The 26,581-nt window shown below is 57.9% G+C and carries 28 protein-coding genes; 22 read left to right on the forward strand and 6 right to left on the reverse strand.

The genetic code is table 11. The annotated features are described in order from the left end of the window. Positions 1-70 precede the first annotated feature (70 nt). The 3 genes from ahpF to ACTG2J_RS08560 all read right to left on the reverse strand — a co-directional run bounded on the left by ahpF (position 71) and on the right by ACTG2J_RS08560 (position 3,480). Positions 71-1,651, reverse strand: coding sequence for an alkyl hydroperoxide reductase subunit F (gene ahpF, locus ACTG2J_RS08550; protein WP_439997393.1), 1,581 nt, complete (start codon positions 1,649-1,651; stop codon positions 71-73). A gap of 123 nt (positions 1,652-1,774) precedes the next feature. Further along, on the reverse strand, positions 1,775-2,341 hold the full coding sequence (ahpC, locus tag ACTG2J_RS08555; RefSeq protein WP_005337335.1) for an alkyl hydroperoxide reductase subunit C: 567 nt from the start codon (positions 2,339-2,341) through the stop codon (positions 1,775-1,777). Positions 2,342-3,033: 692 nt separating this feature from the next. Then, positions 3,034-3,480, reverse strand: coding sequence for a CBS domain-containing protein (locus ACTG2J_RS08560; protein ID WP_013723842.1), 447 nt, complete (start codon positions 3,478-3,480; stop codon positions 3,034-3,036). Positions 3,481-3,692: 212 nt separating this feature from the next. On the opposite strand from ACTG2J_RS08560, the gene queA reads away from it, so the two are divergent. The 7 genes from queA (at position 3,693) to nlpI (ending at position 10,662) form a co-directional block, all read left to right on the forward strand. Then, positions 3,693-4,745, forward strand: coding sequence for a tRNA preQ1(34) S-adenosylmethionine ribosyltransferase-isomerase QueA (gene queA, locus ACTG2J_RS08565; protein ID WP_005344678.1), 1,053 nt, complete (start codon positions 3,693-3,695; stop codon positions 4,743-4,745). Positions 4,746-4,819: 74 nt separating this feature from the next. Continuing rightward, positions 4,820-5,956, forward strand: coding sequence for a tRNA guanosine(34) transglycosylase Tgt (tgt, locus tag ACTG2J_RS08570; protein WP_005337329.1), 1,137 nt, complete (start codon positions 4,820-4,822; stop codon positions 5,954-5,956). A 52-nt stretch (positions 5,957-6,008) separates the two neighbouring features. Further along, complete coding sequence (gene yajC / locus ACTG2J_RS08575) at positions 6,009-6,344, forward strand: preprotein translocase subunit YajC (RefSeq protein ID WP_005337327.1); 336 nt, start codon at positions 6,009-6,011, stop codon at positions 6,342-6,344. A gap of 18 nt (positions 6,345-6,362) precedes the next feature. Then, complete coding sequence (gene secD, locus ACTG2J_RS08580) at positions 6,363-8,216, forward strand: protein translocase subunit SecD (protein ID WP_005337324.1); 1,854 nt, start codon at positions 6,363-6,365, stop codon at positions 8,214-8,216. A gap of 10 nt (positions 8,217-8,226) precedes the next feature. Continuing rightward, positions 8,227-9,174, forward strand: coding sequence for a protein translocase subunit SecF (secF, locus tag ACTG2J_RS08585; protein ID WP_005337322.1), 948 nt, complete (start codon positions 8,227-8,229; stop codon positions 9,172-9,174). 84 nt (positions 9,175-9,258) lie between these two features. Next, positions 9,259-9,627: a rhodanese-like domain-containing protein gene (locus ACTG2J_RS08590; protein WP_019446086.1), complete on the forward strand. Its 369-nt coding sequence runs from the start codon at positions 9,259-9,261 to the stop codon at positions 9,625-9,627. Between the two features lie 90 nt (positions 9,628-9,717). Further along, a complete protein-coding gene (gene nlpI / locus ACTG2J_RS08595) occupies positions 9,718-10,662 on the forward strand; it encodes a lipoprotein NlpI (RefSeq protein ID WP_005351017.1) in 945 nt (314 codons plus the stop codon). Positions 10,663-10,726: 64 nt separating this feature from the next. Here nlpI and ACTG2J_RS08600 read toward each other — a convergent pair whose 3' ends face one another. Both ACTG2J_RS08600 and ubiU read right to left on the reverse strand, forming a co-directional pair. Then, positions 10,727-11,599 carry a U32 family peptidase gene (locus tag ACTG2J_RS08600; protein ID WP_120414047.1) on the reverse strand — a complete coding sequence of 291 codons (873 nt, stop codon included), beginning with the start codon at positions 11,597-11,599 and terminating at the stop codon, positions 10,727-10,729. Positions 11,600-11,610: 11 nt separating this feature from the next. After that, a complete protein-coding gene (gene ubiU / locus ACTG2J_RS08605; RefSeq protein ID WP_439988770.1) occupies positions 11,611-12,606 on the reverse strand; it encodes a ubiquinone anaerobic biosynthesis protein UbiU in 996 nt (331 codons plus the stop codon). A gap of 189 nt (positions 12,607-12,795) precedes the next feature. Between ubiU and ubiT the strand changes: the two genes are divergently transcribed. After that, positions 12,796-13,329 carry a ubiquinone anaerobic biosynthesis accessory factor UbiT gene (gene ubiT / locus ACTG2J_RS08610; protein ID WP_157160993.1) on the forward strand — a complete coding sequence of 178 codons (534 nt, stop codon included), beginning with the start codon at positions 12,796-12,798 and terminating at the stop codon, positions 13,327-13,329. On the opposite strand, the gene ACTG2J_RS08615 is transcribed toward ubiT, so the two are convergent. Next, on the reverse strand, positions 13,282-13,698 hold the full coding sequence (locus ACTG2J_RS08615) for a hypothetical protein (RefSeq protein ID WP_005351023.1): 417 nt from the start codon (positions 13,696-13,698) through the stop codon (positions 13,282-13,284). The two genes, ubiT and ACTG2J_RS08615, sit on opposite strands and share 48 nt — an antisense overlap. A 189-nt stretch (positions 13,699-13,887) precedes the next feature. Here ACTG2J_RS08615 and trmJ point away from each other — a divergent pair, with 189 nt between their 5' ends. The 14 genes from trmJ (at position 13,888) to rodZ (ending at position 26,577) form a co-directional block, all read left to right on the forward strand. Further along, entirely contained in the window at positions 13,888-14,610 is a 723-nt protein-coding gene (gene trmJ, locus ACTG2J_RS08620) for a tRNA (cytosine(32)/uridine(32)-2'-O)-methyltransferase TrmJ (RefSeq protein WP_157160992.1), read from the forward strand. 92 nt (positions 14,611-14,702) lie between these two features. Beyond that, positions 14,703-15,206, forward strand: a complete 504-nt coding sequence (iscR, locus tag ACTG2J_RS08625; protein ID WP_026035025.1) for a Fe-S cluster assembly transcriptional regulator IscR — start codon at positions 14,703-14,705, stop codon at positions 15,204-15,206. A 53-nt stretch (positions 15,207-15,259) separates the two neighbouring features. After that, a complete protein-coding gene (locus ACTG2J_RS08630) occupies positions 15,260-16,474 on the forward strand; it encodes an IscS subfamily cysteine desulfurase (RefSeq protein WP_021229687.1) in 1,215 nt (404 codons plus the stop codon). A gap of 41 nt (positions 16,475-16,515) precedes the next feature. Further along, positions 16,516-16,899 carry a Fe-S cluster assembly scaffold IscU gene (iscU, locus tag ACTG2J_RS08635; RefSeq protein WP_005333813.1) on the forward strand — a complete coding sequence of 128 codons (384 nt, stop codon included), beginning with the start codon at positions 16,516-16,518 and terminating at the stop codon, positions 16,897-16,899. 15 nt (positions 16,900-16,914) lie between these two features. Next, the gene (iscA, locus tag ACTG2J_RS08640) at positions 16,915-17,238 is read left to right on the forward strand and encodes an iron-sulfur cluster assembly protein IscA (RefSeq protein WP_005333812.1); all 324 of its coding nucleotides are present in this window, start codon (positions 16,915-16,917) and stop codon (positions 17,236-17,238) included. 118 nt (positions 17,239-17,356) lie between these two features. Beyond that, on the forward strand, positions 17,357-17,875 hold the full coding sequence (hscB, locus tag ACTG2J_RS08645) for a co-chaperone HscB (RefSeq protein ID WP_005351031.1): 519 nt from the start codon (positions 17,357-17,359) through the stop codon (positions 17,873-17,875). Between the two features lie 28 nt (positions 17,876-17,903). Beyond that, complete coding sequence (gene hscA / locus ACTG2J_RS08650; protein WP_439988769.1) at positions 17,904-19,751, forward strand: Fe-S protein assembly chaperone HscA; 1,848 nt, start codon at positions 17,904-17,906, stop codon at positions 19,749-19,751. A 1-nt stretch (position 19,752) separates the two neighbouring features. Further along, complete coding sequence (gene fdx, locus ACTG2J_RS08655; protein WP_005333808.1) at positions 19,753-20,091, forward strand: ISC system 2Fe-2S type ferredoxin; 339 nt, start codon at positions 19,753-19,755, stop codon at positions 20,089-20,091. Between the two features lie 173 nt (positions 20,092-20,264). Then, positions 20,265-21,569, forward strand: coding sequence for an aminopeptidase PepB (pepB, locus tag ACTG2J_RS08660; RefSeq protein ID WP_439988767.1), 1,305 nt, complete (start codon positions 20,265-20,267; stop codon positions 21,567-21,569). Then, a complete protein-coding gene (gene pepB, locus ACTG2J_RS08665) occupies positions 21,566-22,849 on the forward strand; it encodes an aminopeptidase PepB (protein WP_439988766.1) in 1,284 nt (427 codons plus the stop codon). Before pepB (ACTG2J_RS08660) ends, pepB (ACTG2J_RS08665) begins: the two co-directional genes overlap by 4 nt. A gap of 267 nt (positions 22,850-23,116) precedes the next feature. Further along, on the forward strand, positions 23,117-23,545 hold the full coding sequence (ndk, locus tag ACTG2J_RS08670; protein ID WP_005333805.1) for a nucleoside-diphosphate kinase: 429 nt from the start codon (positions 23,117-23,119) through the stop codon (positions 23,543-23,545). 167 nt (positions 23,546-23,712) lie between these two features. Further along, complete coding sequence (locus tag ACTG2J_RS08675) at positions 23,713-24,816, forward strand: bifunctional tRNA (adenosine(37)-C2)-methyltransferase TrmG/ribosomal RNA large subunit methyltransferase RlmN (protein WP_005344856.1); 1,104 nt, start codon at positions 23,713-23,715, stop codon at positions 24,814-24,816. A gap of 11 nt (positions 24,817-24,827) precedes the next feature. Continuing rightward, positions 24,828-25,619, forward strand: coding sequence for a PilW family type IVa pilus biogenesis/stability lipoprotein TapF (gene tapF / locus ACTG2J_RS08680; RefSeq protein WP_439988765.1), 792 nt, complete (start codon positions 24,828-24,830; stop codon positions 25,617-25,619). After that, on the forward strand, positions 25,609-26,577 hold the full coding sequence (rodZ, locus tag ACTG2J_RS08685) for a cytoskeleton protein RodZ (RefSeq protein WP_439988763.1): 969 nt from the start codon (positions 25,609-25,611) through the stop codon (positions 26,575-26,577). Before tapF ends, rodZ begins: the two co-directional genes overlap by 11 nt. Positions 26,578-26,581: the final 4 nt, after the last annotated feature.

The following is a 26,581-nucleotide window of genomic DNA, read 5'->3' on the forward strand; positions in this document are numbered from 1 at the left end:
ATGCAGATATAAAAAAGCCGACGCTCGTGTTTACTTCATCGGGCGTCGGCTTTTTGTTGCGCTGGGTTTATCAGGCGGTCACAGCATCAGCCTTGGTCGCTTCAGGAGCCGGGTTGCGGATGAGGTAATCAAACGCACCCAGTGCGGCGGTGGCGCCAGCACCCATGGAGATGATGATCTGCTTGAACGGTACCGTGGTGGCATCCCCTGCGGCGTAGACGCCGGGCAGGGAGGTCGCGCCCTTGGTATCGATCTCGATCTCGCCAAAGCGGGTCAGGGCAATCTCGCTCCCTTTGAGGAACTCAGTGTTCGGTACCAGGCCGATCTGGACGAAGATGCCCGCTACCGCCAGGTGCTTGATCTCGCCGGTGGTGCGATCTTCGTAGTCCATACCGACCACCTTGCTGCCATCACCGATCACTTCGGTGGTGCGAGCGTTCATGATGATGTCGATATTGCTCATGGAGCGAGCCTTCTTCTGCAGCACTTCATCGGCACGCAGGGTGTCGGCGAACTCCACCACAGTCACATGCTCGACGATGCCAGCCAAGTCGATCGCTGCCTCGATGCCGGAGTTACCGCCACCGATCACAGCTACTCGCTTGCCCTTGAAGAAGGGACCATCGCAGTGCGGGCAGTAGGCCACGCCCTTGGTGCGGTACTCAAGCTCGCCCGGTACGTTCAGATCACGCCAGCGGGCACCGGTAGCCAGGATCACGGCGCGGCTCTTCAAAGTGGCGCCAGAGGCGAGATCCACGTTCACATATCCATCTTTGCTGATGGCGGCGGCGCGCTGCTCGGTGATCACTTCAACGCCGTACTCTTTGACGTGCTGCTCCAGGCTGGCGGCCAGCTTGGGGCCTTCGGTATAGGGCACGGAGATAAAGTTCTCGATGCCGACGGTGTCCATCACCTGACCACCGAAACGCTCGGCAACGATGGCGGTGCGAATGCCTTTACGAGCGGCATAGATGGCCGCTGCGGCGCCAGCCGGGCCACCGCCCACCACCAGCACGTCGTAGGGATCTTTCTCATTCAGCTCGGCGGCCTTGCGCTCGGCAGCACCTGTATCGAGTTTGGCGACGATCTCTTCGAGTGAAATACGGCCCTGGCTGAACGGTTGGCCGTTCAGGTAGACATTCGGTACCGCCATGATTTGACGCTCGGCAACCTCTTCCTGGAACAGGGCGCCATCGATCATGGTGTGAGTGATGCCGGGGTTCAGGGTCGCCATCAGGTTGAGAGCCTGTACTACATCCGGGCAGTTGTGGCAGGAGAGGGAGATATAGGTCTCGAAGTGGAACTCACCCTTGAGATTGCGGATCTGCTCCTGCACGGCCGCATCGGCCTTGGAGGGGTGGCCGCCGCTTTGCAGCAGGGCGAGCACCAGAGAGGTAAATTCATGACCCATGGGGATGCCGGCAAAGTGAACGCGCGGGGCTTGGCCCTGCGGCGCGACACTCATGGAAGGCTTGCGAGCGGCAGTGCCAGAGGTCTGGGTGATCTTGGGGGACATCTCGGCGATCTCGCTGGCCAGTGCCAGCAGCTCTGCAGATTTGTCGCTGTCGTTGCCGGACACGCTGATCTCGATGGGATTGACGATGTACTGCAGATAGGTGTTCAGCTGTTGTTTGAGGTTGGTATCCAACATGGTCGAATTCCTTCTTGTAATGGCGAGTTGGCATTAAATGTGAGTCGGTCTGCTTTCAGGCCTATTTGGAAATGCCGGAAAGCAGACCGGCCCTTATGCGGGCCGGTCTTGGAAGCGGGAGGCTTAGATCTTGCCTACCAGGTCCAGGGACGGGGCCAGAGTGGCTTCGCCTTCTTTCCATTTAGCCGGGCACACTTCACCCGGGTGGGAAGCAACGTACTGGGCCGCTTTAACTTTGCGCAGCAGTTCCAGTGCGTCACGGCCGATGCCGCCAGCGTTGATCTCGACGATCTGGATGATGCCCTGCGGGTCAATTACGAAGGTACCGCGGTCAGCCAGACCAGCTTCTTCGATCATCACGCCGAAGTTGCGGGTGATGGTACCAGTCGGGTCACCAATCATCGGGTACTGGATCTTCTGAATGGTGTCAGAAGTGTCGTGCCATGCTTTGTGAGTGAAGTGGGTATCGGTAGAGACAGAGTAGATCTCGACGCCCAGCTTCTGGAATTCAGCGTAGTTGTCAGCCAGGTCGCCCAGCTCGGTCGGGCAAACGAAGGTGAAGTCAGCCGGGTAGAAGAAGACCACGGACCACTTGCCTTTCAGGTCAGCGTCAGACACCTGAACGAATTTGCCATTGTGGTAGGCGGTAGCATTGAACGGCTTGATTTCAGTGTTGATGTAGGTAGACATGTAATTGCTCCTTGGTGATGTACATATGCCGGTCTGGTGTTGAAGAGTCTTGCCAGACGAGGCGCTTAACTTTCGATGGATTCATCATAGGGGCTTCCGTTAATCGATAAAAGCCGCAATTTTGAATCGCTTAAATCTACTTATTAGATAGCTCACTATGGCTGTACCTAACATGAATATCTCTGGCCTACTGAGATAACTCCTTGTCGTGGTTCAATATCTGTGCGCTACATCGCCTTTTCAAGGCATGAGAAGGGGTCTGCAGAGCCACGATGACGCGATGAGATAAACGGTGGAGCAAACAGGTGGCGCAGGAGATTGAGGCCGCTGCTCGCAGCGATGGGGGATGTGCTGGTAAGGGGGAAGCCGAAAAGCGCAGATAAAAAAATCCCGGCGCTATCGCAACGACAGGGCCGGGTCATCAAACAAGGAATGGCTATATAAACAAATGCTTTACAGCAAAGACTAACTACGGGGTGTGCAAACTTGCAGACATATGAGAGGAAGATAATGGGTGCACAATCCCTCGTCTCCCCCTCGGCAACTATTGCATGAGAGGGATGATAGTGTGACACAGATCACAAGGCAAGCATTTGGTGTAATTTTTCAATCAAAATGAAAGTGTTTCATCATTTCAGCTCATTTTGACGGCTGAAAACGCTTTTATTGTAATTTAATTACATGGCAATCTATCAAAAGTCGGTAGGTGGTTCCTGCTCTTCCATCAATTCCAGCAGGTTGATGGCCACGGCAATGAAGTCCGACTCGGTGACAATGCCGATCAGCTTGCGTCCTTTGAGTACCGGCAGGCAGCCATATCTGTGCCGCTGCAGGTAGAGTGCCGCCTCCTTGATGCCGGCGTGAGGATCTACGCTCGCCACTTGCCGTGTCATGATCTCGTCGAGTTGCACGCTGTCGGTAAATTCGGCTTCCCGCTCCGGGCTGATGAGCAGCAGCTTGGATTCCCGGGTGGCCAGGATATCGGTGAGGGTTACCAACCCCAGCAGGTGGTGCTGCTCGTCGACGATGGGAATGTGTCGGATCCGCTCCTGCTGCATCAGGTCCATCGCCTGTTTGACACTGTTTGACGGACCCAGAGTGAAGGGGTGTTCGGTCATGATTTCGGATAGGGTCATCATGGTGGGCCTCCTTGTGTATCTGCTTTCACCCTAGCCCAGCGCCCATTGGCAAAACATGATCAGGGTCAATACAGAACATTAAAGAATCATTAACCGGAGGTGTGTCTCAATATTGCTCGCTACCCCTTGTCTCTCTTGGGTTTTTGGTCTTTTGGGTTGCCTTGGAAGATGGGGATAACTAGACTAGCCGCCGATTCCCCCCGAGGTGAAAGATGCAAGTATCCGATTTTCATTTTGATCTGCCAGACGAGCTGATTGCCCGCTATCCGATGGCAGAGCGTACTGCCAGCCGCCTGTTGCAGCTCGATGGTCAGACTGGCGCCCTGCGCCACGGTCAATTTGTGGATGTGCTGGATCAGCTCAATCCGGGTGACCTGCTGGTATTCAACAACACCCGTGTCATTCCGGCGCGCATGTTTGGCCAGAAGGCTAGCGGCGGCAAGCTGGAGGTACTGGTCGAGCGCATTCTGGACGAGCACAGCGTGCTGGCCCATGTCCGTGCATCCAAGGCGCCCAAGCCCGGCACCCGGATGATCATGGATGGTGGTGTGGAGGCAGAGATGCGCGCCCGCCACGACGCCCTGTTCGAGATCCACTTCCTCGACCCGCGTCCGGTGCTGGAGATTTTGGAGGCCATCGGCCACATGCCGCTGCCCCCCTATATCGACCGTCCCGACGAGGATGCCGACAAGGAGCGCTACCAGACCGTGTACAATCAAAAGCCGGGCGCCGTCGCGGCGCCGACCGCCGGTCTGCACTTTGATGAGCCGCTGCTTGAGAAAATTCGGGCCAAAGGGGTTGAAACGGCCTTCGTCACCCTGCATGTAGGGGCGGGGACTTTCCAGCCGGTGCGGGTTGAGAAGATTGAAGATCACCACATGCACTCCGAGTATGCGGAAGTGCCGCAAGAGGTGGTGGATGCCATCGCGGCCACCCGTGCCCGTGGTGGTCGGGTGATTGCGGTAGGTACCACGTCGGTCCGTTCGCTGGAGAGCGCGGCCAAGGTCACCCTGGCACAGGGCAAACCGCTGGCGCCCTTCTTTAGTGACACCGATATCTTCATCTTCCCTGGCTACCAGTTCCAGATTGTCGATGCCATGGTCACCAACTTCCATCTGCCGGAGTCGACCCTGATCATGCTGGTCAGCGCCTTTGCCGGTTATGACAACGTGATGGCGGCCTATCAGGCAGCCGTGGCCGGGCAGTACCGTTTCTTCAGCTACGGGGACGCCATGTTCGTCACCCGTCGCCAGGTTGAAGCATAAGCTTCAGCTTATTTACCGGGTCGTGAGCGGCCCTCCTATTGTCAGACTGTTTATCTGACGCAGCCGAGGTAGCAATGAAATTTGAACTGAAAACCACCGACGGCCGTGCCCGTCGCGGTCAACTGGTCTTTGAACGTGGTGTGGTACAAACGCCGGCCTTTATGCCGGTCGGGACTTACGGCACCGTCAAGGGGATGACCCCGGAAGAAGTGCGTGAAACCGGCGCCCAGATCCTACTGGGTAACACCTTCCACCTCTGGTTGCGTCCGGGTCAGGAAGTGATGCGTGCCCACGGCGATCTGCATGACTTCATGAACTGGCAGGGCCCGATCCTGACCGACTCCGGTGGTTTCCAGGTGTTCAGCCTGGGCCATATTCGCAAGATCACCGAAGCGGGCGTCCACTTCCGTCACCCCATCAATGGCGAGAAGATCTTCCTCGACCCCGAGAAGTCCATGGAGATCCAGTACGATCTGGGCTCCGACATCGTGATGATCTTCGACGAGTGCACTCCGTACCCGGCCACTTATGAAGAAGCGCGCAAGTCCATGGAGATGTCCCTGCGCTGGGGCAAGCGCTCCCGCGACAAGTTTGATGCGCTGGGCAACAAGAACGCCCTGTTCGGCATCATCCAGGGCTCGGTCTACGAAGATCTGCGTGATGTCTCCCTCAAGGGGCTGCTGGAGATCGGTTTCGACGGTTATGCGGTCGGTGGTCTGGCAGTGGGCGAACCCAAAGAGGACATGCACCGCATCCTCGAGCACGTCTGCCCGAAAATTCCGGCTGACAAGCCGCGCTACCTGATGGGTGTCGGCAAGCCGGAAGATCTGGTGGAAGGGGTGCGCCGTGGTATCGACATGTTCGACTGCGTCATGCCGACTCGCAACGCCCGCAACGGCCACCTGTTCACCACCGATGGCGTGGTGAAGATCCGCAATGCCCAGCACCGCAACGACACCAGCACCCTGGATGCCGAATGCGATTGCTACACCTGCAAGAACTACAGCCGTAGCTACCTGCACCATCTCGACAAGTGCAACGAGATCCTCGGTGCCCGTCTGAATACGATTCATAACCTGCGTTACTACCAGCGTGTGATGCAGGGTTTGCGGGACGCGATCGAGCAGGGTAAATTAGACGACTTTGTAACAGAGTTTTACCGTCGGCAAGGGAAGCCTGTGCCTCCGTTAGCTGAAAATGACGTTAAATAACAACAACATATAATTTTGTTTTTTTAAATCTACATCAATAAGAGGTTGTTAAATGAGCATTATCTCCAAGGCGTATGCAGAAGGCGCAGCACCGGGTGCACAGGGTGGTGGTATGGAAATGATCATCATGCTGGCCGTATTCGGCCTGATCTTCTACTTCATGATCTATCGTCCCCAGGCCAAGCGTGCCAAGGATCATCGCAATCTGATGAGCTCCTTGTCCAAGGGTGATGAAGTGCTCACTTCCGGTGGCCTGGTTGGCAAAATTGCCAAAGTGGCTGCAGACAGCGATTACCTGGTGATCGCCCTGAACGACCAGACTCAAGTCACCATCAAAAAGGACTTCGTCTCTGCCGTTCTGCCCAAGGGTTCTATCCAGTCCCTTTAATCTCCCAAGGAGCACAGCGTGTTGAATCGCTATCCGCTGTGGAAATACCTGATGGTGATCCTGGTGATCGCCATCGGTTTTCTATATGCAGCCCCCAATCTTTACGGCGAAGATCCGGCTTTGCAGGTTTCTGCCAGCCGTGGTGCCGAAGTCAAGCTAGATACTCTTGATCTGGTGAAAGAGACCCTTGAAGCGGCCAAGATCCCGGTCAAACATGCTGCATTCGAGCACGGTTTTATCCTGATCCGTTTCAAGAACACCGAAGACCAGCTGAAGGCGCGCGATATCGTTGCCAACAAGCTGGGCGACAACTTCATTACCGCACTCAACCTGGCACCTTCCACTCCCGCCTGGCTCGAAGCCATCGGTGCGGCGCCTCTGAAGCTGGGTCTTGATCTGCGCGGTGGTGTGCACTTCCTGATGGAAGTGGACATGGCCGAAGCACTGACCAAGCAGCAAGAGCAGATGGTGCAGGATTTCCGCTCCGAGCTGCGCACCCAGAAGATCCGTTACTCCGGCGTGCGCCGGGTCGGTGATCAGGTGCAGGTGATCTTCCGTGACGAAGCCGATCAGGAACGCGCCGTTTCTCATCTGCGTCGTCAGAACCCTGATTTGACTTTCACTACCGAGCAGAAAGGGGATGAGTTCATCCTGCTGGCTGGTCTGAGCGAAGCCAAGATCAAGGAAGTGAAGAAGTACGCCCTCGAGCAGAACATCACCATCATCCGTAACCGGGTCAACGAACTGGGCGTGGCCGAGCCGCTGGTACAACAGCAAGGCGCCGAGCGCATTGTCGTTGAACTGCCCGGTATTCAGGATACCGCCCGCGCCAAGGAGATCCTGGGTGCAACCGCGACCCTGGAATTCCACATGGTCGATGAGACTGCCGACATCCAGGCTGCGGCCGATGGCCGTGTCCCGCCCAGCTCCAAGGTCTACAACGATCGCAATGGTCGTCCCGTGGTGCTGCAAAAGCGGGTGATCCTGACCGGTGACCACATCGTGGGTGCCCAGTCCGGTTTCGACGAGTACAGCCGTCCCCAGGTCAACATCAAGCTGGATGGCCAGGGTGGCAACAAGATGGCCAACTTTACCAAGGACAACGTCGGTAAAGGGATGGCGACCGTCTTCATCGAGTACAAGCCGGTCGGTCAACCGGGTCCGGATGGCAAGCGCAAGTTCCGCAAGCAGGAGGAGGTGATCAACGTCGCCACCATCCAGTCGCGTCTTGGCAGCCAGTTCCGTATCACAGGTATCGACAACGCCAACGAAGCCCACAACCTGGCGCTGCTGCTGCGTGCCGGTGCTCTGATCGCCCCGATCCAGATCGTGGAAGAGCGCACCATTGGCCCGAGCCTGGGTCAACAGAACATCGACAGCGGTATGGAAGCCATCGGCTGGGCCATGCTGGTGATCGTGCTGTTCATGGGGATCTACTACCGCGCGTTTGGCTGGGTTGCCAACCTGGCGCTCTGTATGAACCTGGTGTTGATTGTCGGCATCATGTCGATGATCCCGGGGGCCACTATGACATTGCCGGGTATCGCCGGTATCGTCCTGACGCTGGGTATGGCGGTGGATGCCAACGTACTGATCTACGAGCGTATTCGTGAAGAGATCCGCAACGGTCGCGGTGTTCAGCAAGCCATCCATCTGGGCTTTGATCGGGCATTCTCCACCATCGCCGACTCCAACGTGACCTCGCTGATCACCTGCGTGATCCTGTTCGGTATCGGTACTGGCGCAATCAAGGGCTTTGCCCTGACGCTGGGCATTGGTCTGACCGCCTCCATGTTTACTGCCATCACAGTTTCCCGTGCCATTATCAACCTGGCTTGGGGTGGACGGCGTATCGACAAGCTGCCCATCTGAGGATAGAGAGATGTTTCAGATTCTACATTTTGAAAAACCGATCCCGTTTATGCGCTATGCCAAGCCGGGTGTGGTTTTCTCTTCCGTGCTGATGGTGGTAGCCCTGTTCTTCCTGTTTGATCGGGGGCTGAACTGGGGTCTGGACTTTACCGGTGGTACCACCATCGAGGTGGGGTTCCAGCAGTCGGTGAGCCTGGACAAGATCCACGACGCTCTGGAAGAGCAGAAGATTGAAGGGGCAACCCTGCAACACTTTGGCTCCAGCCGTGACGTGCTGTTCCGCCTGACCCCGAAAGAGGGGGTCAAGGTAGAACAACAGGGTAACGAAGTGCTGGCGGCGGCCAAGCAGCTCGACGAGGGCGCAGTGCTCAAACGCGTCGAGTTCGTCGGCCCTTCCGTGGGTGATGAACTGGCGACAGACGGTGCGCTGGCCATGCTGGCCTCCATCCTCTGTATCCTGGCCTACGTGGCAGTGCGTTTCGAATGGCGTCTGGCGCTGGGGGGCATTCTCTCCCTGGTGCACGACGTGGTGATCACGCTGGGTGTCTTTGCCTACTTCCAGTACGAGTTCGACCTGACCGTACTGGCGGCACTGATGACCCTGGTGGGTTACTCCCTGAACGATACCATCGTGGTGTTCGACCGCTTGCGGGAGAACTTCCGCAAGGTGCGTAAAGGGGATACCGAGTACATTCTGGATCTCTCCATGACCGAGACCCTGAGTCGTACCATCATCACCTCCGGCCTTACCTTTATCGTGGTGCTGGCGCTGCTGCTCAAGGGTGGTGCGCTGATCCACGGTTTTGCCGTGGCCATGGTGATCGGTGTGGCGTTCGGTACCTACTCCTCCATCTATGTGGCGAGTGCGTTTGCCATGTTCCTCGGCGTCAAGCGCGAGCACATGCTGCCCACCCAGGTAGAGAAAGAGGGTGCGGACCAACAGGAAATCCTGCCGTAACAGTGAAGAGCGCCTCATGGCGCTCTTTTCTTATCTCTGCGTGTCGTTTGCTGACGCACATGATTTAAACAACAGGAGTTTGTCATGCATCACAATCCCCGTTTTTTGGCGCTGGTTGACGGGATCCGCTCCCGCATTACCGAAACCGATGTTCACCAGATCAAGCGCTGGCAGGACGAAGGGCGCACGTTTCACCTAATCGACGTGCGGGAAGAGAGCGAGTGGGCCAAAGGCCATCTGCCCGGTGCCCGATACCTGGGGCGTGGCGTGATTGAGCGGGATATCGAGACCCAGTTCCCGGATCTTGAGACCGAGCTCTACCTCTATTGTGGTGGTGGTTTTCGCTCCATTCTGGCTGCGGACAACCTGCAACAGATGGGTTATCGCAAGGTGATCAGCGTCGACGGCGGGTTTCGCGGTTGGTGCGATGCCGGATACCCTGTCGAATCCTGATTTATTTGAGGTAGAGGGGCACAGCTACATGACAAAGCGGCAGTTGACCTTTACCATATGCGGGGTCAAGCGTAAGCGTCGGAGTGTTCATTGAACGTCAGGAAAGGGATTGGATACCTCCTCGGTATCCTGTTGTTGCTTCCCATGTGGGGTTGCAGCAGTAGCAGTCAGGTTAACACCCCCAAGGTTCCCAAGCCGCAGCCTGCTTCACTGGTGTTGGCGACCCCCCTGCAGGTCTCCTACCAGAGTGAGCTGGCGCTCGCCCGACTCGGGCAGATGCTCAGTGAAATGGAACTGACCACCGAGCAACGGGCAGAGTTGTTCTATGAGCGTGCCGTGGTGTTTGATCGGGTTGGTCTGCGTTCCCTCGCGCGGCTCGATTTCAACCGTGCCCTGCGGGAGAAGCCGGATTTCGCCGAAGCCTACAACTTCATCGGCGTCTATCTGGTACAGCAGCAGAATTACGACGAAGCCTATGATGCGTTCGATTCCGCCCTCGAACTGGCGCCGGACTATGACTATGCCTATCTCAACCGTGGCATCGCCCTCTATTACGGTAACCGTCCCGAGCTGGCCGCGGCCGATATGAAGCGTTTCTACGAGGCGCAGCCGGAAGACCCCTATCGGGTGATCTGGCTCTATCTGGCTGAGCAGAAACTCGACCCGTCGGCCGCCATGAGCCGGATGCGCGAGCGTCTCAACAAGTACGATGACGACGCCTGGAACTGGGATCTGGTTCGCCTCTATACCGGCGAGATCAACGCTTCCCAGCTGATGGGCAACGTGGTGAAAGGGGTGAAGGATAACCGGGAGCTTGCCGAGCGCCTGTGTGAAACCTACTTCTATCTGGGCAAGTTCGAGCTGGGCAAAGGTAACCGCAAGGAAGCCATCAGCTACTTCAAGCTGGCCTTATCTAACAACGTCTATGACTTCATCGAGCACCGCTATGCGCTGCTGGAGCTGGAGTTGATGGCGCGCAAGCCCTTGCCGCCAGGTGCCCAGAGCGCTCGTAACAAGGGTGATCAGCCCTCCTGAACCACTGCCAGATAGTGGTAAAAAGGCCTCGCGATGAGGCCTTTTTGTTGGGCGTATGGCGGGTTTACTCCACCAGGCTCATGCCGGGGATCTGGCGCCAGTAGCCGTTGCAGTCACTTCCTTGCTGCAAGGAGAGGGGAGCCTGGCCCTGCCGGTTGACTTTGAAGCGGGCCAGCATCTCCAGCGTCTCCATCCCTTGCGGCGAAAGCCTGACCACATCTACCAGACCTTCCATACCAGCCAGCTCGTTACCCAGGTTGTAGCAGTAACCGGACTGGGTCTGGATCCCGTTGAGATTGAACACCCGCTGCCCCTCGCGGCTGTTGGCCAGTCGTCCGGTGGGGTAGTTGATGCAGGCTAGCTCGCAGTTGTCTTTCGGTTTGTCGAGGGAGCGGGCGGTGAAGCAGCGCGCCGAGTAGGCGAGCGGCAGATGGCCGTAGGCAAACACCTCCACCTCAAATTGGTCGCGCAGGGAGCCCAGATCCTGATTGAGCTGGATCAGCCAGTCACGGGAGAGCTCCACCGGCATGACCCAGCGTTTCATCCCCTGTTTGAGCAACATGCGCAGCACATCGGCGTTATAGGCGTTGATGGCGGGACCACAGACGAAGGGGATCCCTGCCTCCCAGGCGAGTTGCACTGTACCGAGATCGTTGGCTTCGACCATAAGATCGCCATTGTCGACCAGCCGCTTCACCTCCTTGAGCTCGGAAGGGGCGGAGATAAGGGCGAGGGTCGAGAGCACTACCTGCTTGCCGGAGTTTGCGACCTGACGGGCCAGCGCAATCCAGTCATCGACTTTGAGTTCGCGCCGCTTGCTGCAGACGGTCTCCCCCAGATAGATGATGTCGGCCTGACTGTCGGCCGCGGCATGGTAAAAGGCCTCGGTATCGGCTTTGGGCCAGTAGAAGAGCAGAGGCCCGAGAGAAAATTGCATGGGTGGACTCCTTATTGCCACTGACGATGGTAGGCGCCGAGGGTAGTCTGGCTACCTTCGGAGACGCGGGCGAGCTGGGCATCCCACTCAGCTTTGACCTGATAGGCCTCGGGATTGGCCTGATAGGCATCGATGGCCGCACGCCAGACCCGGGTCACTTGCTCCACATAGGCGGGGCTGCGCTGGCGCCCTTCAATCTTGACCGACTGGATCCCGGTCTTGAACAGCTCGGGCAGGAGACCCAGGGTATTGAGACTGGTGGGCTCTTCCAGCGCGTGGTAGGTCTGGCCATCCACGTCGAAACGCCCCTTGCACAGGGTCGGATAGCCAGCATTTTCGCCCGGGCCATAGCGGTCGATCAGCACTTCGTTGAGTCGCGACTCGAGGCCGTTCGCGGTCTCTTCCCAACGGACGAACTTGGCCGGTGAGCAGGCGCCGACGGTGTTGGGACTCTCGCCAGTCATGTAGGAGGAGAGATAGCAGCGCCCCTCGGCCATGATGCAGAGGCTGCCAAAAGCGAATACCTCAAGGCCAACATCGGTCTCGCGGGCCAGCTGCTTGACCTGATGCATGGAGAGCACCCGGGGCAGCACCACCCGTGTGATATTGAATTGCTGCTGATAGAAGCGAATGGCGGCGGCATTGGTGGCGCTGGCCTGCACCGAGACATGGAGTTCCATCTCGGGGTAGTGGCGGCTGGCATATTCCAGCACGGCGAGATCGGCGATGATTAACGCATCGGCGCCGAGGGCCACCCCGCGATCAACCGCCTGTTTCCATCGAGTATCGGCCCCGGGATGGGCAAAGGTATTGATGGCAATATGCAGCTTGCGACCATGTTGATGCACATAATCTACCGCCTTCTCCAGCTTGCTGTCGGTAAAGTTGAGACCGGCAAAGTGGCGTGCATTGGTGTCATCCTTGAAACCGATATAAACGGCATCGGCCCCGTTATCCACGGCGGTTTTCAGTGCCGGCAAACTGCCTGCCGGACAGAGTAATTCCATTGGTACGCTCCGAGAGTGCATATGAAGGGCAAACGAGCCCTGATTGTATGCAGCCATGCACTCCCGCTTTTTGACCTGAGGCAGCTTTATGTGGCTTTACCCTTCTTGAGGTAACCCTGCACAAGTTTGATTTCCAACAGGATCTTGCCACTCTCCCTGTGTTTGAATGCGCAAAAAAGGGAGTCTATCGTGTTTCAACAACTGCAACGCCGCCTGGTCGAACAGGCTCCGCGCTTCTTGCGCCATCCCCTCAAGCTGGTTCCCTTCAATCTGCAAAAGCAGCTGATGGAGAGTTTGCTGGCCCGGGTATTCAAAGAGGCTATCGAAGATGGCGATTTCGAGTTTCTGGCAGACAAGTGGCTGAAAGTCGAAGTCTCTGATCTGGAGCTGTGCTGGTTTATCAGTGAGCAGAATGGCCTGCTGGTGGTAGCTCGCGAGTGTGACAAGGCCGATGTCTGCTTCAGCGGTACCGCCAACGACCTGATCCTCATCGCTGGTCGCAAAGAGGATCCGGATTCGCTCTTTTTCCAGCGCAAGTTGAAGATAGAAGGGGATACCGAACTGGGCCTTGAGGTGAAAAACCTGATGGACAGTCTGGATCTCGATGGCTTGCCAAGCCTGATGAAGTATCCCCTGATGGATCTGGCGACGTTTATCGAACGCGCCCGCACCGAGTCAGCGCAGGCTCCGGTGCAGACGGCGCCGGGCGGGATCCCGTCTTAAGTGGACAATCACCCCATGGGCATGGCGACGATAATGGTGCCGTGCCCAGAGGCAACGACAGGCCCACAGACAGGGCACCAAGGCGATGAGTGCCGCAGGGGCGGGCAGCTGTGACATGGCCAGCCCCGCAGCCAGCCAGATAAAGGGTTGCGCTTCATACAGCCACTCCGGCTGTAGCCAGCGTTTGCTCGGAAAGATAATCAGATCGGTACGTCGGTAGCTGGAGCGCATCATCCAGGTCACCGCTCCGGCGATAAACAGCAAGGCGCCTGCAAACCAGAGCAGGGGCTGTTCACTCAACGTAATAATGGCAATGGCTGCCAGCAGGTAGAGGCTGGGCAATCTCTCATAGATAAAGGGAGGAAGCATGGCGTGGTGTCTCCTGTGCCGTTTATCGGATATCCATCAAGTTTAGTCCCCCCCCCTCTCACTTCCCTCATGCTGGTTTGTTATACAAACGGGTGGTTTTGTTCTGAAATGGCTCGGCTTTTACGGTGCCAACATGGTGTTCTCTTATGTTACAATTGCGCGCCATTTTTGACTGAAGATTGACTGGGCATGTTGGATCAGATTCGTATCGTTTTGGTAAACACCTCTCATACCGGCAACATGGGGTCTGCGGCACGCGCCATGAAGACCATGGGGTTGACCCAGCTGGTATTGGTTGATCCGCAAGCCTTGCCGGATGACAATGCCTTCGCCCTGGCGGCTGGTGCCAGCGATGTGCTTGCCAATGCCCGTATCGTCCCGACACTGGACGACGCGATCGCCGATTGTGGTCTGGTGATTGGCTCCAGCGCCCGCTCTCGAACCCTGAGCTGGCCCATGCTCGATCCCCGTGAGGCCGGCGAAAAGTCGGTGGTTGAGGGGATGCAGCACCCGGTTGCGTTGGTGTTTGGTCGTGAGCGCACCGGTCTCACCAACGACGAATTGCAAAAGTGCCACTACCACGTGGCCATTCCGGCCAATCCTGATTACAGCTCTCTCAATCTGGCCATGGCGGTGCAGACCCTCTGTTACGAAGTGCGGATGCGCTGGCTGCAGGGGCAGGCCGCCGAGCCTGAAGAGGAGATGGCCTATCCGAGTGCCGCCCAGCTGGAAGGGTTTTATAAGCACTTGGAACAAACCCTGATGAAGACCGGTTTTATTGCCGATGACCATCCGGGTCATGTGATGAGCAAGCTGCGTCGCCTGTTCAATCGGGCTCGGCCGGAAGCGGCTGAGCTCAACATTCTGCGCGGTATTCTGACCTCGGTGCAGAAAGCGCGCGTACCGGATTAATCCGACTGATTTACTCAACCATATACTTGACTGATTTGGTCGGGTATGTGACCATGTGCCCCATTAAATTGCTTCGCAAGACGGTAAGGCACATGAGACTGACTTCAAAAGGACGTTACGCTGTAACCGCCATGCTCGACGTGGCGCTGCATGCAGAGCAGGGGCCCGTCCCCCTTGCCGATATTTCCGAGCGCCAGGGCATCTCGTTGTCCTATCTCGAGCAGCTCTTTGCCCGCCTGCGCAAACATGGTCTGGTGAGCAGTGTACGTGGCCCGGGCGGTGGTTATCGCCTCGGTTTGGCCCCAGGCGAGATTTCGGTTGGTCAGGTGATCACTGCGGTCGATGAGTCGGTCGATGCTACCAAGTGCCTCGGCAAGGGCGGCTGCCACGGCGGTACCCAGTGCCTGACTCACTCCCTGTGGCGTGACCTGAGTGAGCGGATCTCCAGCTTCCTCGGGGATATCACCCTGGCCGAGCTGGTACGCCAGGCCGATGTGCGCCGCATTGCCGGCAAGCAAGATGAACAAATGAAGACCGTGTTGTCCCTGGTTGATCGGGCAGAACACGGCGATGTGAGCTTGAAAGTCCAACTATAAACGTGCTTTCCACAGCGGGACTCTGTATGACCCGGACTGTGACGGAGAAAAACATGAAACTGCCTATTTACCTTGATTATTCGGCAACCTGTCCGGTGGACCCGCGTGTCGCAGAAAAAATGATGCAGTGTCTCACCATGGATGGCCTGTTCGGCAATCCGGCTTCCCGTTCTCACCGCTTTGGCTGGCAAGCCGAAGAGGCGGTGGATCTGGCCCGTAATCAAGTGGCAGATCTGATCGGCGCCGATCCCCGCGAGATCGTCTTCACTTCCGGTGCGACCGAATCCAATAACCTGGCCATCAAGGGTGTTGCCCACTTCTATGCCAGCAAGGGCAAGCACATCATCACTTCCAAGACCGAACACAAGGCGGTGCTCGATACCTGTCGCCAGCTGGAGCGTGAAGGGTTCGAGGTGACCTATCTTGAGCCGATGCCCAACGGCCTGTTCACTATCGAGATGATTGAGAATGCCATGCGTGATGACACCATCCTGGTCAGCATCATGCATGTGAACAACGAAATCGGCGTGGTTCAGAACATTGCCGCCATCGGCGAGTTGTGCCGTTCCCGCAAGATCCTGCTGCACGTGGATGCCGTTCAGAGTGTGGGCAAGATCCCGGTAGATGTGGAGGCACTGAAAGTGGATCTGCTCTCCGTCTCTGCGCACAAGGTGTATGGTCCTAAAGGGATTGGTGCACTGTTTGTTCGTCGCAAACCCCGCGTTCGTCTGGAAGCCCAGATGCACGGTGGCGGCCACGAGCGCGGCATGCGTTCCGGTACTCTGCCGACCCACCAGATCGTCGGGATGGGCGAAGCCTTCCGTATCGCCAAAGAAGAGATGGTGAGTGAAGGCGAGCGTATCTTGGCACTGCGCCAGCGTCTGTGGAATGGCATCAAGGACATTGAAGCCGTCTATATCAATGGTGATCTGGATCAACGTGTTCCGGGCAACCTCAACGTCAGCTTTGCCTATGTGGAAGGGGAATCCCTCATCATGGCGCTGAAAGATTTGGCGGTCTCTTCCGGTTCGGCCTGTACCTCCGCCAGCCTGGAACCTTCCTATGTGCTGCGCGCACTGGGTCTGAACGACGAGTTGGCACACAGCTCCATCCGTTTCAGCATGGGTCGCTTCACCACCGAGGAAGAGATTGACTACGCGGTCAAGCTTATTCGTGACTCCATCGGTCGTCTGCGCGAGATGTCCCCCCTGTGGGAGATGTACAAAGACGGCGTCGATCTGAACACGGTCGAATGGGCTCATCACTGATCTATTTGGTCAGTGAGTAACAGAATTAGCAGGAGTGAGATATGGCTTACAGTGAAAAAGTAATCGACCACTACGAGAATCCTCGCAACGTCGGTGGTTTCGACAAGAATGATCCCAGCGTTGCAACCGGCATGGTCGGTGCGCCCGCTTGTGGCGACGTGATGAAGCTGCAATTGAAGATCAGCGACGAAGGCATCATCGAAGATGCCAAGTTCAAGACCTACGGCTGCGGTTCCGCTATCGCCTCCAGCTCCCTGGTGACCGAATGGGTCAAGGGCAAGACCCTGGACGAAGCGGCTGGCATCAAGAACACAGATATCGCTGAAGAGTTGGCCCTGCCACCGGTGAAGATCCACTGCTCCATTCTGGCTGAGGACGCCATCAAGGCCGCCATCGCCGATTACAAGCAGAAGAAAGGTCTCTAAGCGCCGGAGAGCAGTATGGCTATTACCATGACAGATGCCGCCGCGGCACGGGTTTCCTCTTTTCTGGCTAACCGGGGCAAGGGCATTGGCCTGCGCCTCGGCGTCAAAACCACCGGCTGCTCCGGTCTGGCCTACGTGCTTGAGTTCGTTGATGAACTGACCGATGAGGATCAGGTGTTCGAGCAGCAGGGCGTCAAGATTATTGTCGATGCCAAGAGTCTGATCCATCTGGATGGCACCGAGCTGGATTTCGTCAAGGAGGGCCTCAACGAGGGCTTCCAGTTCAACAATCCCAACGCCAAAGGCGAGTGTGGTTGCGGCGAAAGCTTCAGTGTCTGAGATGTTTGACGTCAATGATCCTTCGTCTGTGGTTGAGCGGGTCGCCCATGACCCGTTCAACCACATCTCATTTGCTAGGGGCGAGTGAGGTTGTGGCGAACGTTTCCGAGAGGTTTGCATGAATCATTTCGAGCTGTTTGGGCTGGTTGAAGGCTTCGAGCTCGATACCCGTCAGTTGGCTGATACCTACCGCCAGCTGCAAACCCAATTCCATCCTGATCGTTTTGCCACCGCCCCCGAACGGGAGCAGCTGGCTGCGGTGCAACGTGCCGCCCAGATCAACGAAGCATTCACCACCCTCAAGGCGCCGCTGCGCCGTGCAGAATATCTGCTCTCCCTGCGTGGCACTGATATCCGTGGTGAACAGCAGACTCTGCAAGATACCGCGTTTCTGATGCAGCAGCTGGAGTGGCGTGAGCGTCTGGCCGATCTGAAAGATGACGCCGACCCTGAGCGCGCCATCAAGGATTTTCGCAGCGAGATCAGGCATGATCACCAGATGTTGATGCAGCAGCTGACCGAGTCTCTTGCCGCCGGCAGAGATCTCGTTGCCGCTGATTGCGTTCGCAAACTCAAGTTTGTCGACAAGCTCCTCGAAGAGCTGGAACGATTCGAAGACTCGCTTCTCGAGTCTTGATCCTTTAACGCTGGAAGTTTCATTACCCATGGCATTACTGCAAATCGCCGAACCCGGCCAGAGCGCTGTTCCTCATCAGCACAAACGTGCCGTCGGCATCGATCTCGGCACCACCAACTCTCTCGTCGCTGCGGTTCGCAGTGGTCACGCTGATACCCTTTGCGATGAGCAAGGGCGCGACCTGCTCCCGTCAGTAGTGCACTATCAAAGCGACGCCATTCGAGTGGGGATTGATGCCAAGCGCGAAGCGGCGCTCGATCCTCACAACACCATCGTCTCGGTCAAACGGATGATGGGCAAGGCGCTGGCCGATATCGATACCCGCCAGCAGCCCTACCAGTTCATCGCTGCCGACAATGGCATGCCGCAACTGCAAACCCGTCAGGGACTGGTCAATCCGGTGCAGGTATCGGCCGAAATTCTCAAAAAGCTGGCCGAGCGTGGCGCCCAGACACTCGGGGGCGATCTCGATGGCGTGGTCATTACCGTGCCCGCCTATTTCGATGATGCCCAGCGTCAGGGGACCAAGGATGCGGCCCGTCTGGCCGGTCTGCACGTACTGCGTCTGCTCAACGAGCCGACCGCAGCCGCGATCGCCTATGGCCTTGACTCCGGTCAGGAAGGGGTGATCGCGGTTTACGATCTGGGGGGCGGCACCTTCGATATATCCATCCTGCGTCTGCACCGCGGTGTGTTTGAAGTGATGGCGACCGGCGGCGATTCCGCCCTCGGCGGTGATGATTTTGATCACCTGCTGGCGGACTGGATCAAGGAGCAGGCGGGCCTCTCCGGCGAGCTGGATGCCCATCTGCAGCGCGAGCTGCTGGATGTGGCCGCTGCCGTCAAACACGACCTGACCGATGCCGAGCAGGTGGCGTGCACCTTTGCTGGCTGGCAGGGCTCAGTGAGCCGTAGCCAGTTTGATGAACTCATCACCCCGCTGGTGAAACGGACCTTGCTGGCTTGTCGCCGCGCCCTGCGCGATGCCGGTCTCGAGCAGGTGGAAGTGCTGGAAGTGGTGATGGTCGGTGGCTCCACCCGGGTGCCGCTGGTGCGCGAACTGGTGGGCGAGTTCTTCCAGCGTACGCCGCTGACCAGTATCGATCCTGACAAGGTGGTCGCCATTGGCGCCGCCATCCAGGCCGATATTCTGGTGGGCAACAAGCCCGATGCCGAGATGCTGCTGCTGGACGTTATCCCCTTGTCGCTGGGTCTGGAGACCATGGGTGGCCTCGCCGAGAAGGTGATCCCGCGCAACACTACCATCCCGGTTGCCCGCGCCCAGGAGTTCACTACCTTCAAGGATGGTCAGACCGCCATGGCCATTCACGTGGTACAGGGTGAACGCGAGTTGGTGGCCGATTGCCGCTCCCTGGCCCGCTTTACCCTGACCGGTATTCCGCCGATGGCAGCCGGCGCCGCCCATATTCGCGTCACCTTTCAGGTGGATGCGGATGGTCTGCTCTCGGTCAGCGCCATGGAGAAATCCTCCGGCGTGCAGGCCGAGATCCAGGTCAAGCCCTCTTACGGGCTGGCGGAGCAGGATATCCTCAACATGCTGAGTGCCTCCATCGAGAATGCCCAGCAGGATATGGATGCCCGCATGCTGGCCGAGCAGCAGGTTGAAGCCGACCGTGTGGTCGAGAGTCTCAATGCGGCGCTGGCCGCCGATGGCGATGCTCTGCTCAATGCGACAGAGCGTGCCGAGATTGATGCCGCCATCGCCCATCTGCTGACCATGCGCAACAGCGGCGCAACCCATCAAATCAAAGAAGCCATTGAGACAGCCGATGCTGTCAGTGGCGAGTTTGCAGCCCGCCGGATGGACGCCTCCATCCGCAAGGTGCTGACCGGACAAAACGTCAACAAGGTGTAATATGCCAAAACTGATCATTCTTCCTCATCCCGTACTCTGTCCGGATGGCGCCGCCCTCGAGGGGCAAAGCGGCGAGACCATTCTGGATGTGGCGCTGCGCAACGGTATCGAAATCGAGCATGCCTGCGAGAAATCCTGTGCCTGCACTACCTGCCACTGCGTGGTGCGCGAGGGCTTTGACTCGCTCGAGCCAAGTGACGAGCTGGAAGACGACATGCTGGACAAGGCGTGGGGGTTGGAGCCGGAATCCCGTCTCAGCTGCCAGGCAAAACTGGCGGACGAGGATCTGGTGGTGGAACTGCCCAAGTACACCCTGAACCTTGCCTCTGAACGCCATTAATTACACATGAGTGAATTGCACGTGCAGCATCCTGTGGTGCTTCAGTGATATGGTGGAAGGCCGTGACCCTCGGGGGCACGGCCTTTTTTGTATTCGTTATTCTCTCTTTGCCAATAAGCTCTTTCCCATAAAGAGTGCTTATACATAGTGCCAGTAAAAAGGAAGCAAACACGATGGCTGACATGATGAAGGTAGCGTTATCCACCCAGGCTGCGGCCGCCTATTGGGGCGAGGGCGCCCAGCTCAGTTTCAATGGCGACGAGGCACTGATCCATCTTGGTGCCGCCGCTCAGGAGAAGGATGTTCTGCGTACCGTTCAGCGCGCCGCCCGTCGCCTCGAATCGAGCGGGATCAAGCGGGTGACGCTGGCTGGTGAGGGGTGGGATCTGGAGCGTCGCTACGCGTTCGCCCAGGGGTTCTACGCCGCCAAGGGTGCGCGTGAACTGGATTTTGGCCAGCAGAGCGACGCGGAAGCCCGTGAACTGGATGCGCTGCTCAAGGCGGCTCGCTGGGTACGTGACATCACCAATGGTTGTCCGGAAGAGATCTACCCCATGAGTCTGGCGGAATCGGCCCTGTTGCTCATTCGTGGTATCGCCGGGGATCAGGTTACTGCCCGCATCACCGCCGGTGAAGCGCTGCGCGAGTCCGGCCATATCGGGATCTGGTCGGTTGGCCGTGGCAGCGAGCGCGAGCCGGTGCTGCTGGAGCTTGACTACAACCCGACCGGTGATCGCAATGCGCCCGTGGTAGCGGCGCTGGTGGGCAAGGGGATCACTTTCGATTCTGGCGGCTACTCCATGAAGTCCTCTGACAACATGCTGCCGATGAAGTCCGATATGGGCGGCGCGGCCATGGTGACCGGCGCGCTGGCGCTGGCTATCAGCCGCGGTCTGAACCAGCGGGTGAAGCTCATTCTCTGCTGCGCCGAGAACCTGGTCTCCGGCCACGCCTTCAAGCTGGGCGACATCCTTACCTACAAGAACGGGGTTTCGGTCGAGATCCAGAACACCGATGCGGAAGGGCGTCTGGTGCTGGCCGATGGCCTGATGGCGGCCTCCGACAGCGGTGCGGCTTATATCCTTGACGCAGCCACCCTGACCGGCGCCGCCAAGATGGCGCTGGGGCGCGACTACAATGCGGTGTTTGCCCTCGATGAGACCGAACAGCTGCGTGCGCTGGCCGCCGCCAAGTTGGAAAACGAGCAGGCGTGGGCGCTTCCGCTGGAGCCCTGGCATGCCAGCCAGCTCACCTCGGCCTTTGCCGATCTGGGCAACGTCGCCTCGGCCGAAGGCACGGCCGGTGCCACCACGGCTGCTGCGTTCCTTTCCCGTTTCGTACGTGATGAGGGCAAAGGCTGGGTGCACCTGGATCTGGCAGCCTCCTATCAGAAATCGGGCAATGATCTCTGGGCAACCGGCGCCAAGGGCCACGGTCTGCGCACCATCGCACGCTGGCTGCAGGAGGTGACCGCATGAATGTCTGGCTGAGTCGTGAATTTGCACCGGCCGAGTGGGGGGAGGGGGCGCTGCTCTCTCACCGTGCCGACGGCATGGTGATCCATCTGGTGACGGCCAATCCGCTGCTCGATATCCAGCAGGCGGCCCGTCGCCTCTGCCAGCAGGGGATCCAGAAAGTGACCCTGGCTGGTCACTGGGAGCGTGAACAGCAGTGGGCTTTTGCCCAAGGGCTGCAAACCCCCAAGGCGGAGGTGCAACTGCAGTGGGCCATGTCCTCGGAAGAGGACAGAGAGGAGCTGGAAGCGCGTTGGCTCTGCGGCCGCTGGGTGCGCGAGATGACCAATGCCACCCCGGAGCAGTTGGGCCCGCTGGAGCTGGCGGTGGAAGCGGCCTCATTTATCACCGAGCTGGCGCCGGATAAGGTGAGTCATCGCATTTTGAAAGGCGAAGCGCTGCAACAGGCGGGCTGGGTCGGCCTCTATCAGGTGGGCCGCGGTAGTGCGCGTGAACCGGTATTGCTGGAGCTCGACTTCAACCCGGGGCGTGACCCCAAGGCGCCGGTGGCGGCAGCGTTGGTGGGCAAGGGGATCACCTTTGACTCCGGCGGCTACTCCATGAAGAGCTCCGAGGGGATGCTCACCATGAAGTGCGACATGGGTGGTGCGGCGATTGTCACCGGTGCGCTGGCGCTGGCTATGCTGCGCGGGCTCGACAAGCGGGTGAAGCTGATCCTCTGCTGCGCCGAGAACCTGGTCTCCGGCCACGCCTACAAGCTGGGCGACATCCTCACCTACAAGAACGGCACCACGGTCGAGATTGTGAATACCGATGCCGAGGGGCGGCTGGTACTGGCCGATGGCCTGCAACTGGCGAGCGAGTCCGGCGCACCGCTGATCATCGATGCCGCGACTCTGACTGGTGCTGCCGTGATGGCGCTGGGTGGGCGCTACAATGCTCTGTTCGGCCTCGACAAAGGGTTGGTAAGCCGCGCAATGACCTATGCCGATGCCGAGCATGAGCCTGCCTGGCCGCTGCCGCTGGAGGCCTGGCACCGCCAGCAGTGCCCCTCCCATTACGCCGACACGGCCAACAGCCGTCCGGTGAAGGGGGGCGGGCCGGGTGGCGCCTCCAACGCGGCGGGTTTCCTCTCCCGTTTCGTTGCCAACGAAGGGATGGGCTGGTTGCATATCGATCTGGCCGCCTGCTTCAGTGACAACGGCGATGCCCTCTGGGCGCCGGGGGCCAATACCCTGGGGATGCGCACCATAGCGCGGGCCCTGCTGGCGGAAGCCAAATAGGCGAGACAAGGCACCTTCGGGTGCCTTTTTCATGCTGTTCGAATTGTGAACAAAAGATGGGGTTTTGGCGGCTTAAGGTAACTATCGTGCGCAAGCGCACATATTTTCCGGCTCTGCTCGGTCAAGATGAGTGTGGATGTTGATTGCAAGGGAGTGATGTTTAATAAAAAGTTGCTTGTTTGTGTGTTTTTCCGGTTTTTGTTTACGTATAATCGCCAGCGAACATGGATTCTAACAATAAAACTCTGTAGTTAAGGAAAGATATCAATGGCCATCGAACGTACCTTCTCTATCGTTAAACCGGATGCTGTCAGCAAGAACCTGATCGGTGCCATCTATAGCCGTTTCGAAAGCGCAGGCTTGAAAGTGGTGGCATCCAAAATGCTGCACATGAGCAGTGAACAGGCTGCCGGTTTCTATGCCGAGCATCAGGGCAAGCCTTTTTATGACAATCTGGTCAGCTTCATGACCTCTGGTCCTGTCATGGTGCAGGTGCTGGAAGGGGAAGACGCCATCCGTCGCAATCGCGAGATCATGGGTGCTACCAACCCGAAAGAGGCGCTGGCTGGTACCTTGCGTGCCTGTTATGCCGAGAGCATCGATCGCAACGCAGTGCATGGCTCTGATGCACCTGCATCCGCTGCCCGCGAAATTGCCTACTTCTTCTCTGACAACGAGATCTGCCCGCGCGGCTGATTTTTGTGGATGATGACCCAAGGGAGCCTCGGCTCCCTTTGTTGTTTTCGCCGTTTACGCAATATCCCTCTATTCTCCAGGTGGAAAGCCAGACCCATTATTTGTACAATGCCGCCCCCTGACGTCGTCAGCCAATAATTGATGAAGTGTTTGAACTGAGGCCATTGATGAGCGAAACAAAAATCAACCTGCTGGATCTTGATCGGGATGCCATGCGTGCCTTTTTCGTCGAACTGGGCGAGAAGCCATTCCGGGCAGATCAGGTCATGAAGTGGATCTATCACTTTGGGTGTGATGATTTCGATCAGATGACCAACGTCAACAAGGTGCTCAAAGAGCGCCTCAAGGCGATCGCCGAGATCAAGGCGCCCGAGATCAGCCGCGAGCAGCGCTCTGCCGATGGCACCATCAAGTGGGCTCTGCAGGTGGGCGATCAGGAGGTAGAGACCGTCTACATCCCGGAAGATGACCGCGCGACCCTCTGCGTCTCCTCTCAAGTTGGCTGTGCGCTGGAGTGCAAGTTCTGCTCCACGGCTCAACAAGGCTTCAACCGCAATCTGAAAGTCTCCGAGATCATCGGTCAGGTGTGGCGTGCGGCCCGCGTGGTCGGTGGCAAGCGTCCCATCACCAACGTGGTGATGATGGGGATGGGCGAGCCGCTGCTCAACCTCGCCAACGTGGTGCCCGCCATGCGTCTGATGATGGATGACTACGGCTTTGGCATCTCCAAGCGCAGGGTGACCATCTCCACCTCTGGCGTGGTACCTGCGCTGGACAAGCTGGGTGACCAGATCGACGTGGCGCTGGCTATCTCCCTGCACGCCCCGAACGACAAGTTGCGTTCAGAGATCATGCCGATCAACGACAAGTACAACATCGAGGAGTTCCTCGCCGGTGTCCGTCGTTACCTGGCCAAATCCAATGCCAATGGTGGTCGGGTGACCGTCGAATATGTGCTGCTCGATCATATCAATGACGATATGCAGCATGCTCACGAGCTGGCCAAGGTGCTCAAGGATACCCCGAGCAAGATCAATCTGATCCCGTTCAACCCCTTCCCGGGCAACCCTTACGGCAAGCCGAGCAACAGTCGTATCGATCGCTTCTCCAAGGTGCTGATGGAGTACGGTTTCACCGTAATTGTCCGCAAGACCCGTGGTGATGACATCGATGCCGCCTGTGGTCAGCTGGTGGGTGACGTGATTGACCGTACCAAGCGAACTATCAAAAATCGGATGCAACAGGATGGGATTTCCGTCAAAATGGTTTAAATGCTAAGCCATTGTATAGACAGGGAATGGATACACGTACATTGATCGTAGTGGCAGCGCTCTGCGCGCTGCCTGGCTGTGTGACCGAGACCACTTACGCTGGCCAGAACTCGACCCAGCGTGAAGTGGGTCCTGACCTCAAGGCGGCTGCCCAAACCCGCCTTGACCTGGGTATCCAGTACCTGCGTCAGGGCAATGCCGAGCAGGCCAAGTTCAATCTTGACCGCGCCCTCCAGTATGACCCCTCCAACCCCCAGATCCAGATCGGTTTTGCCTACTTTTACCAGAAGGTAGGAGATTTCAAGGCAGCCGAGACCCATTACAAGAACGCCCTTGCCATGGATCCGTCCAATGCTGACGCAATGAACAACTATGGTGCCTTCCTCTGTGATCGCGGCAGGTATGCCGAGGCAGATCAGGCGTTCAACCAGGCTGTTATTCAGCCAGGCTATGTAAAAATTGCCGATACCTATGAAAATGCGGCACTTTGTGCGCTGCAAAATCGCAGAAATGATAAAGCAGGCGAGTACTATCGCCTGGCCTTGGGGTATAATCCCCGCAATCCAGGGTTATTGCTGGACTTGGCCGAGCTTTCCATGAAAGATGGCAAGCTGCCTGATGTGCAATCCTACCTCGCCCGTTTTGCCGATGTGTCAGACGAGAACGAGGAGAGTCTCTGGTTGAGACTTCAGCTGGCACAGGCGATGGACAAGCCGGCATTACTTCACCAATTCGGGACTGAGCTGGTAAGGCAATATCCCACTTCGCAACAAGCCAAGCGTTATTTAGCCAATGACTATTGAACAGCAACACGATTTCCAAGACGACTCCCAGGCAGTAGGCCCAGGCCAATTGCTGCGCAACGCCCGTGAACAGCTTGGCTGGACACGAGAACAAGTTGCGTCCCGCATTCACCTTCGTCTGACCCTGATCGCCGCTATCGAATCGGATACCTACGACAAGCACACCTCCCATACCTTTATTCGGGGCTATCTGCGTACCTATGCCAAGCTGGTCGGGATCCCCGACGAGACCATTTTGGCCGCTTACGACAAGCTGGGTCTGACTCCTCCCGACAATATCGACATGCAGAGCTTCTCCCGTCGCTCCCGCCAGCAAGCCAACGACAGTCGGCTCAAGGTGGTGACCTGGCTGGTGATCCTGGTGTTGATTGCGCTCTCGGTCGCCTGGTGGTGGCAGAGTACTTCACGCCGCTCCGCCGGTGATGAAGCGCTGGCAGCCACCGAGATGAGTGCAACCAGTTCGACTCCGGCTGAACCTGCTATCACGCCGCCCGATGCGATCAACACCGCCCCGGTGGAAGGCGCAGCCATCGCACCGGCCGCAACTGACATGACTGCCCCAGTGGTGGTTTCCGATGCGACGGCTACCCTGGCGCCTGCTTCTGCGGCTGTGGCCCCGAGCGATGTCAGTGCGGCTGTCGGCACTGCGACTGATGCTGCGGTATCCGGTGCCAATGGCACCGAATCTGAAGAGGCTGTCGTTGATCCGGCGACTGCGCCGCAACTGAAGATGAGCTTCACCGCCGATTGCTGGCTGGATGTGAAGGATGCCAACGGCAAGACCCTGTTCAGTGGTCTGAAGAAGGCCAACGACGAGCTGGTGCTGGAAGGCGCCGAGCCCCTGAAGTTCATCATTGGCGCGCCCATGGCCGTCAAGCTTGACTACAAGGGGCAGTCGTTTGATATGAGCCGTTACAACAACGGTCGTACAGCCCGCTTCTCACTGCCGCAGGAGTAATCTG

It is taken from the genome of Aeromonas sp. 6P (genome assembly GCF_051919525.1).
Taxonomy (GTDB): domain Bacteria; phylum Pseudomonadota; class Gammaproteobacteria; order Enterobacterales; family Aeromonadaceae; genus Aeromonas; species Aeromonas veronii.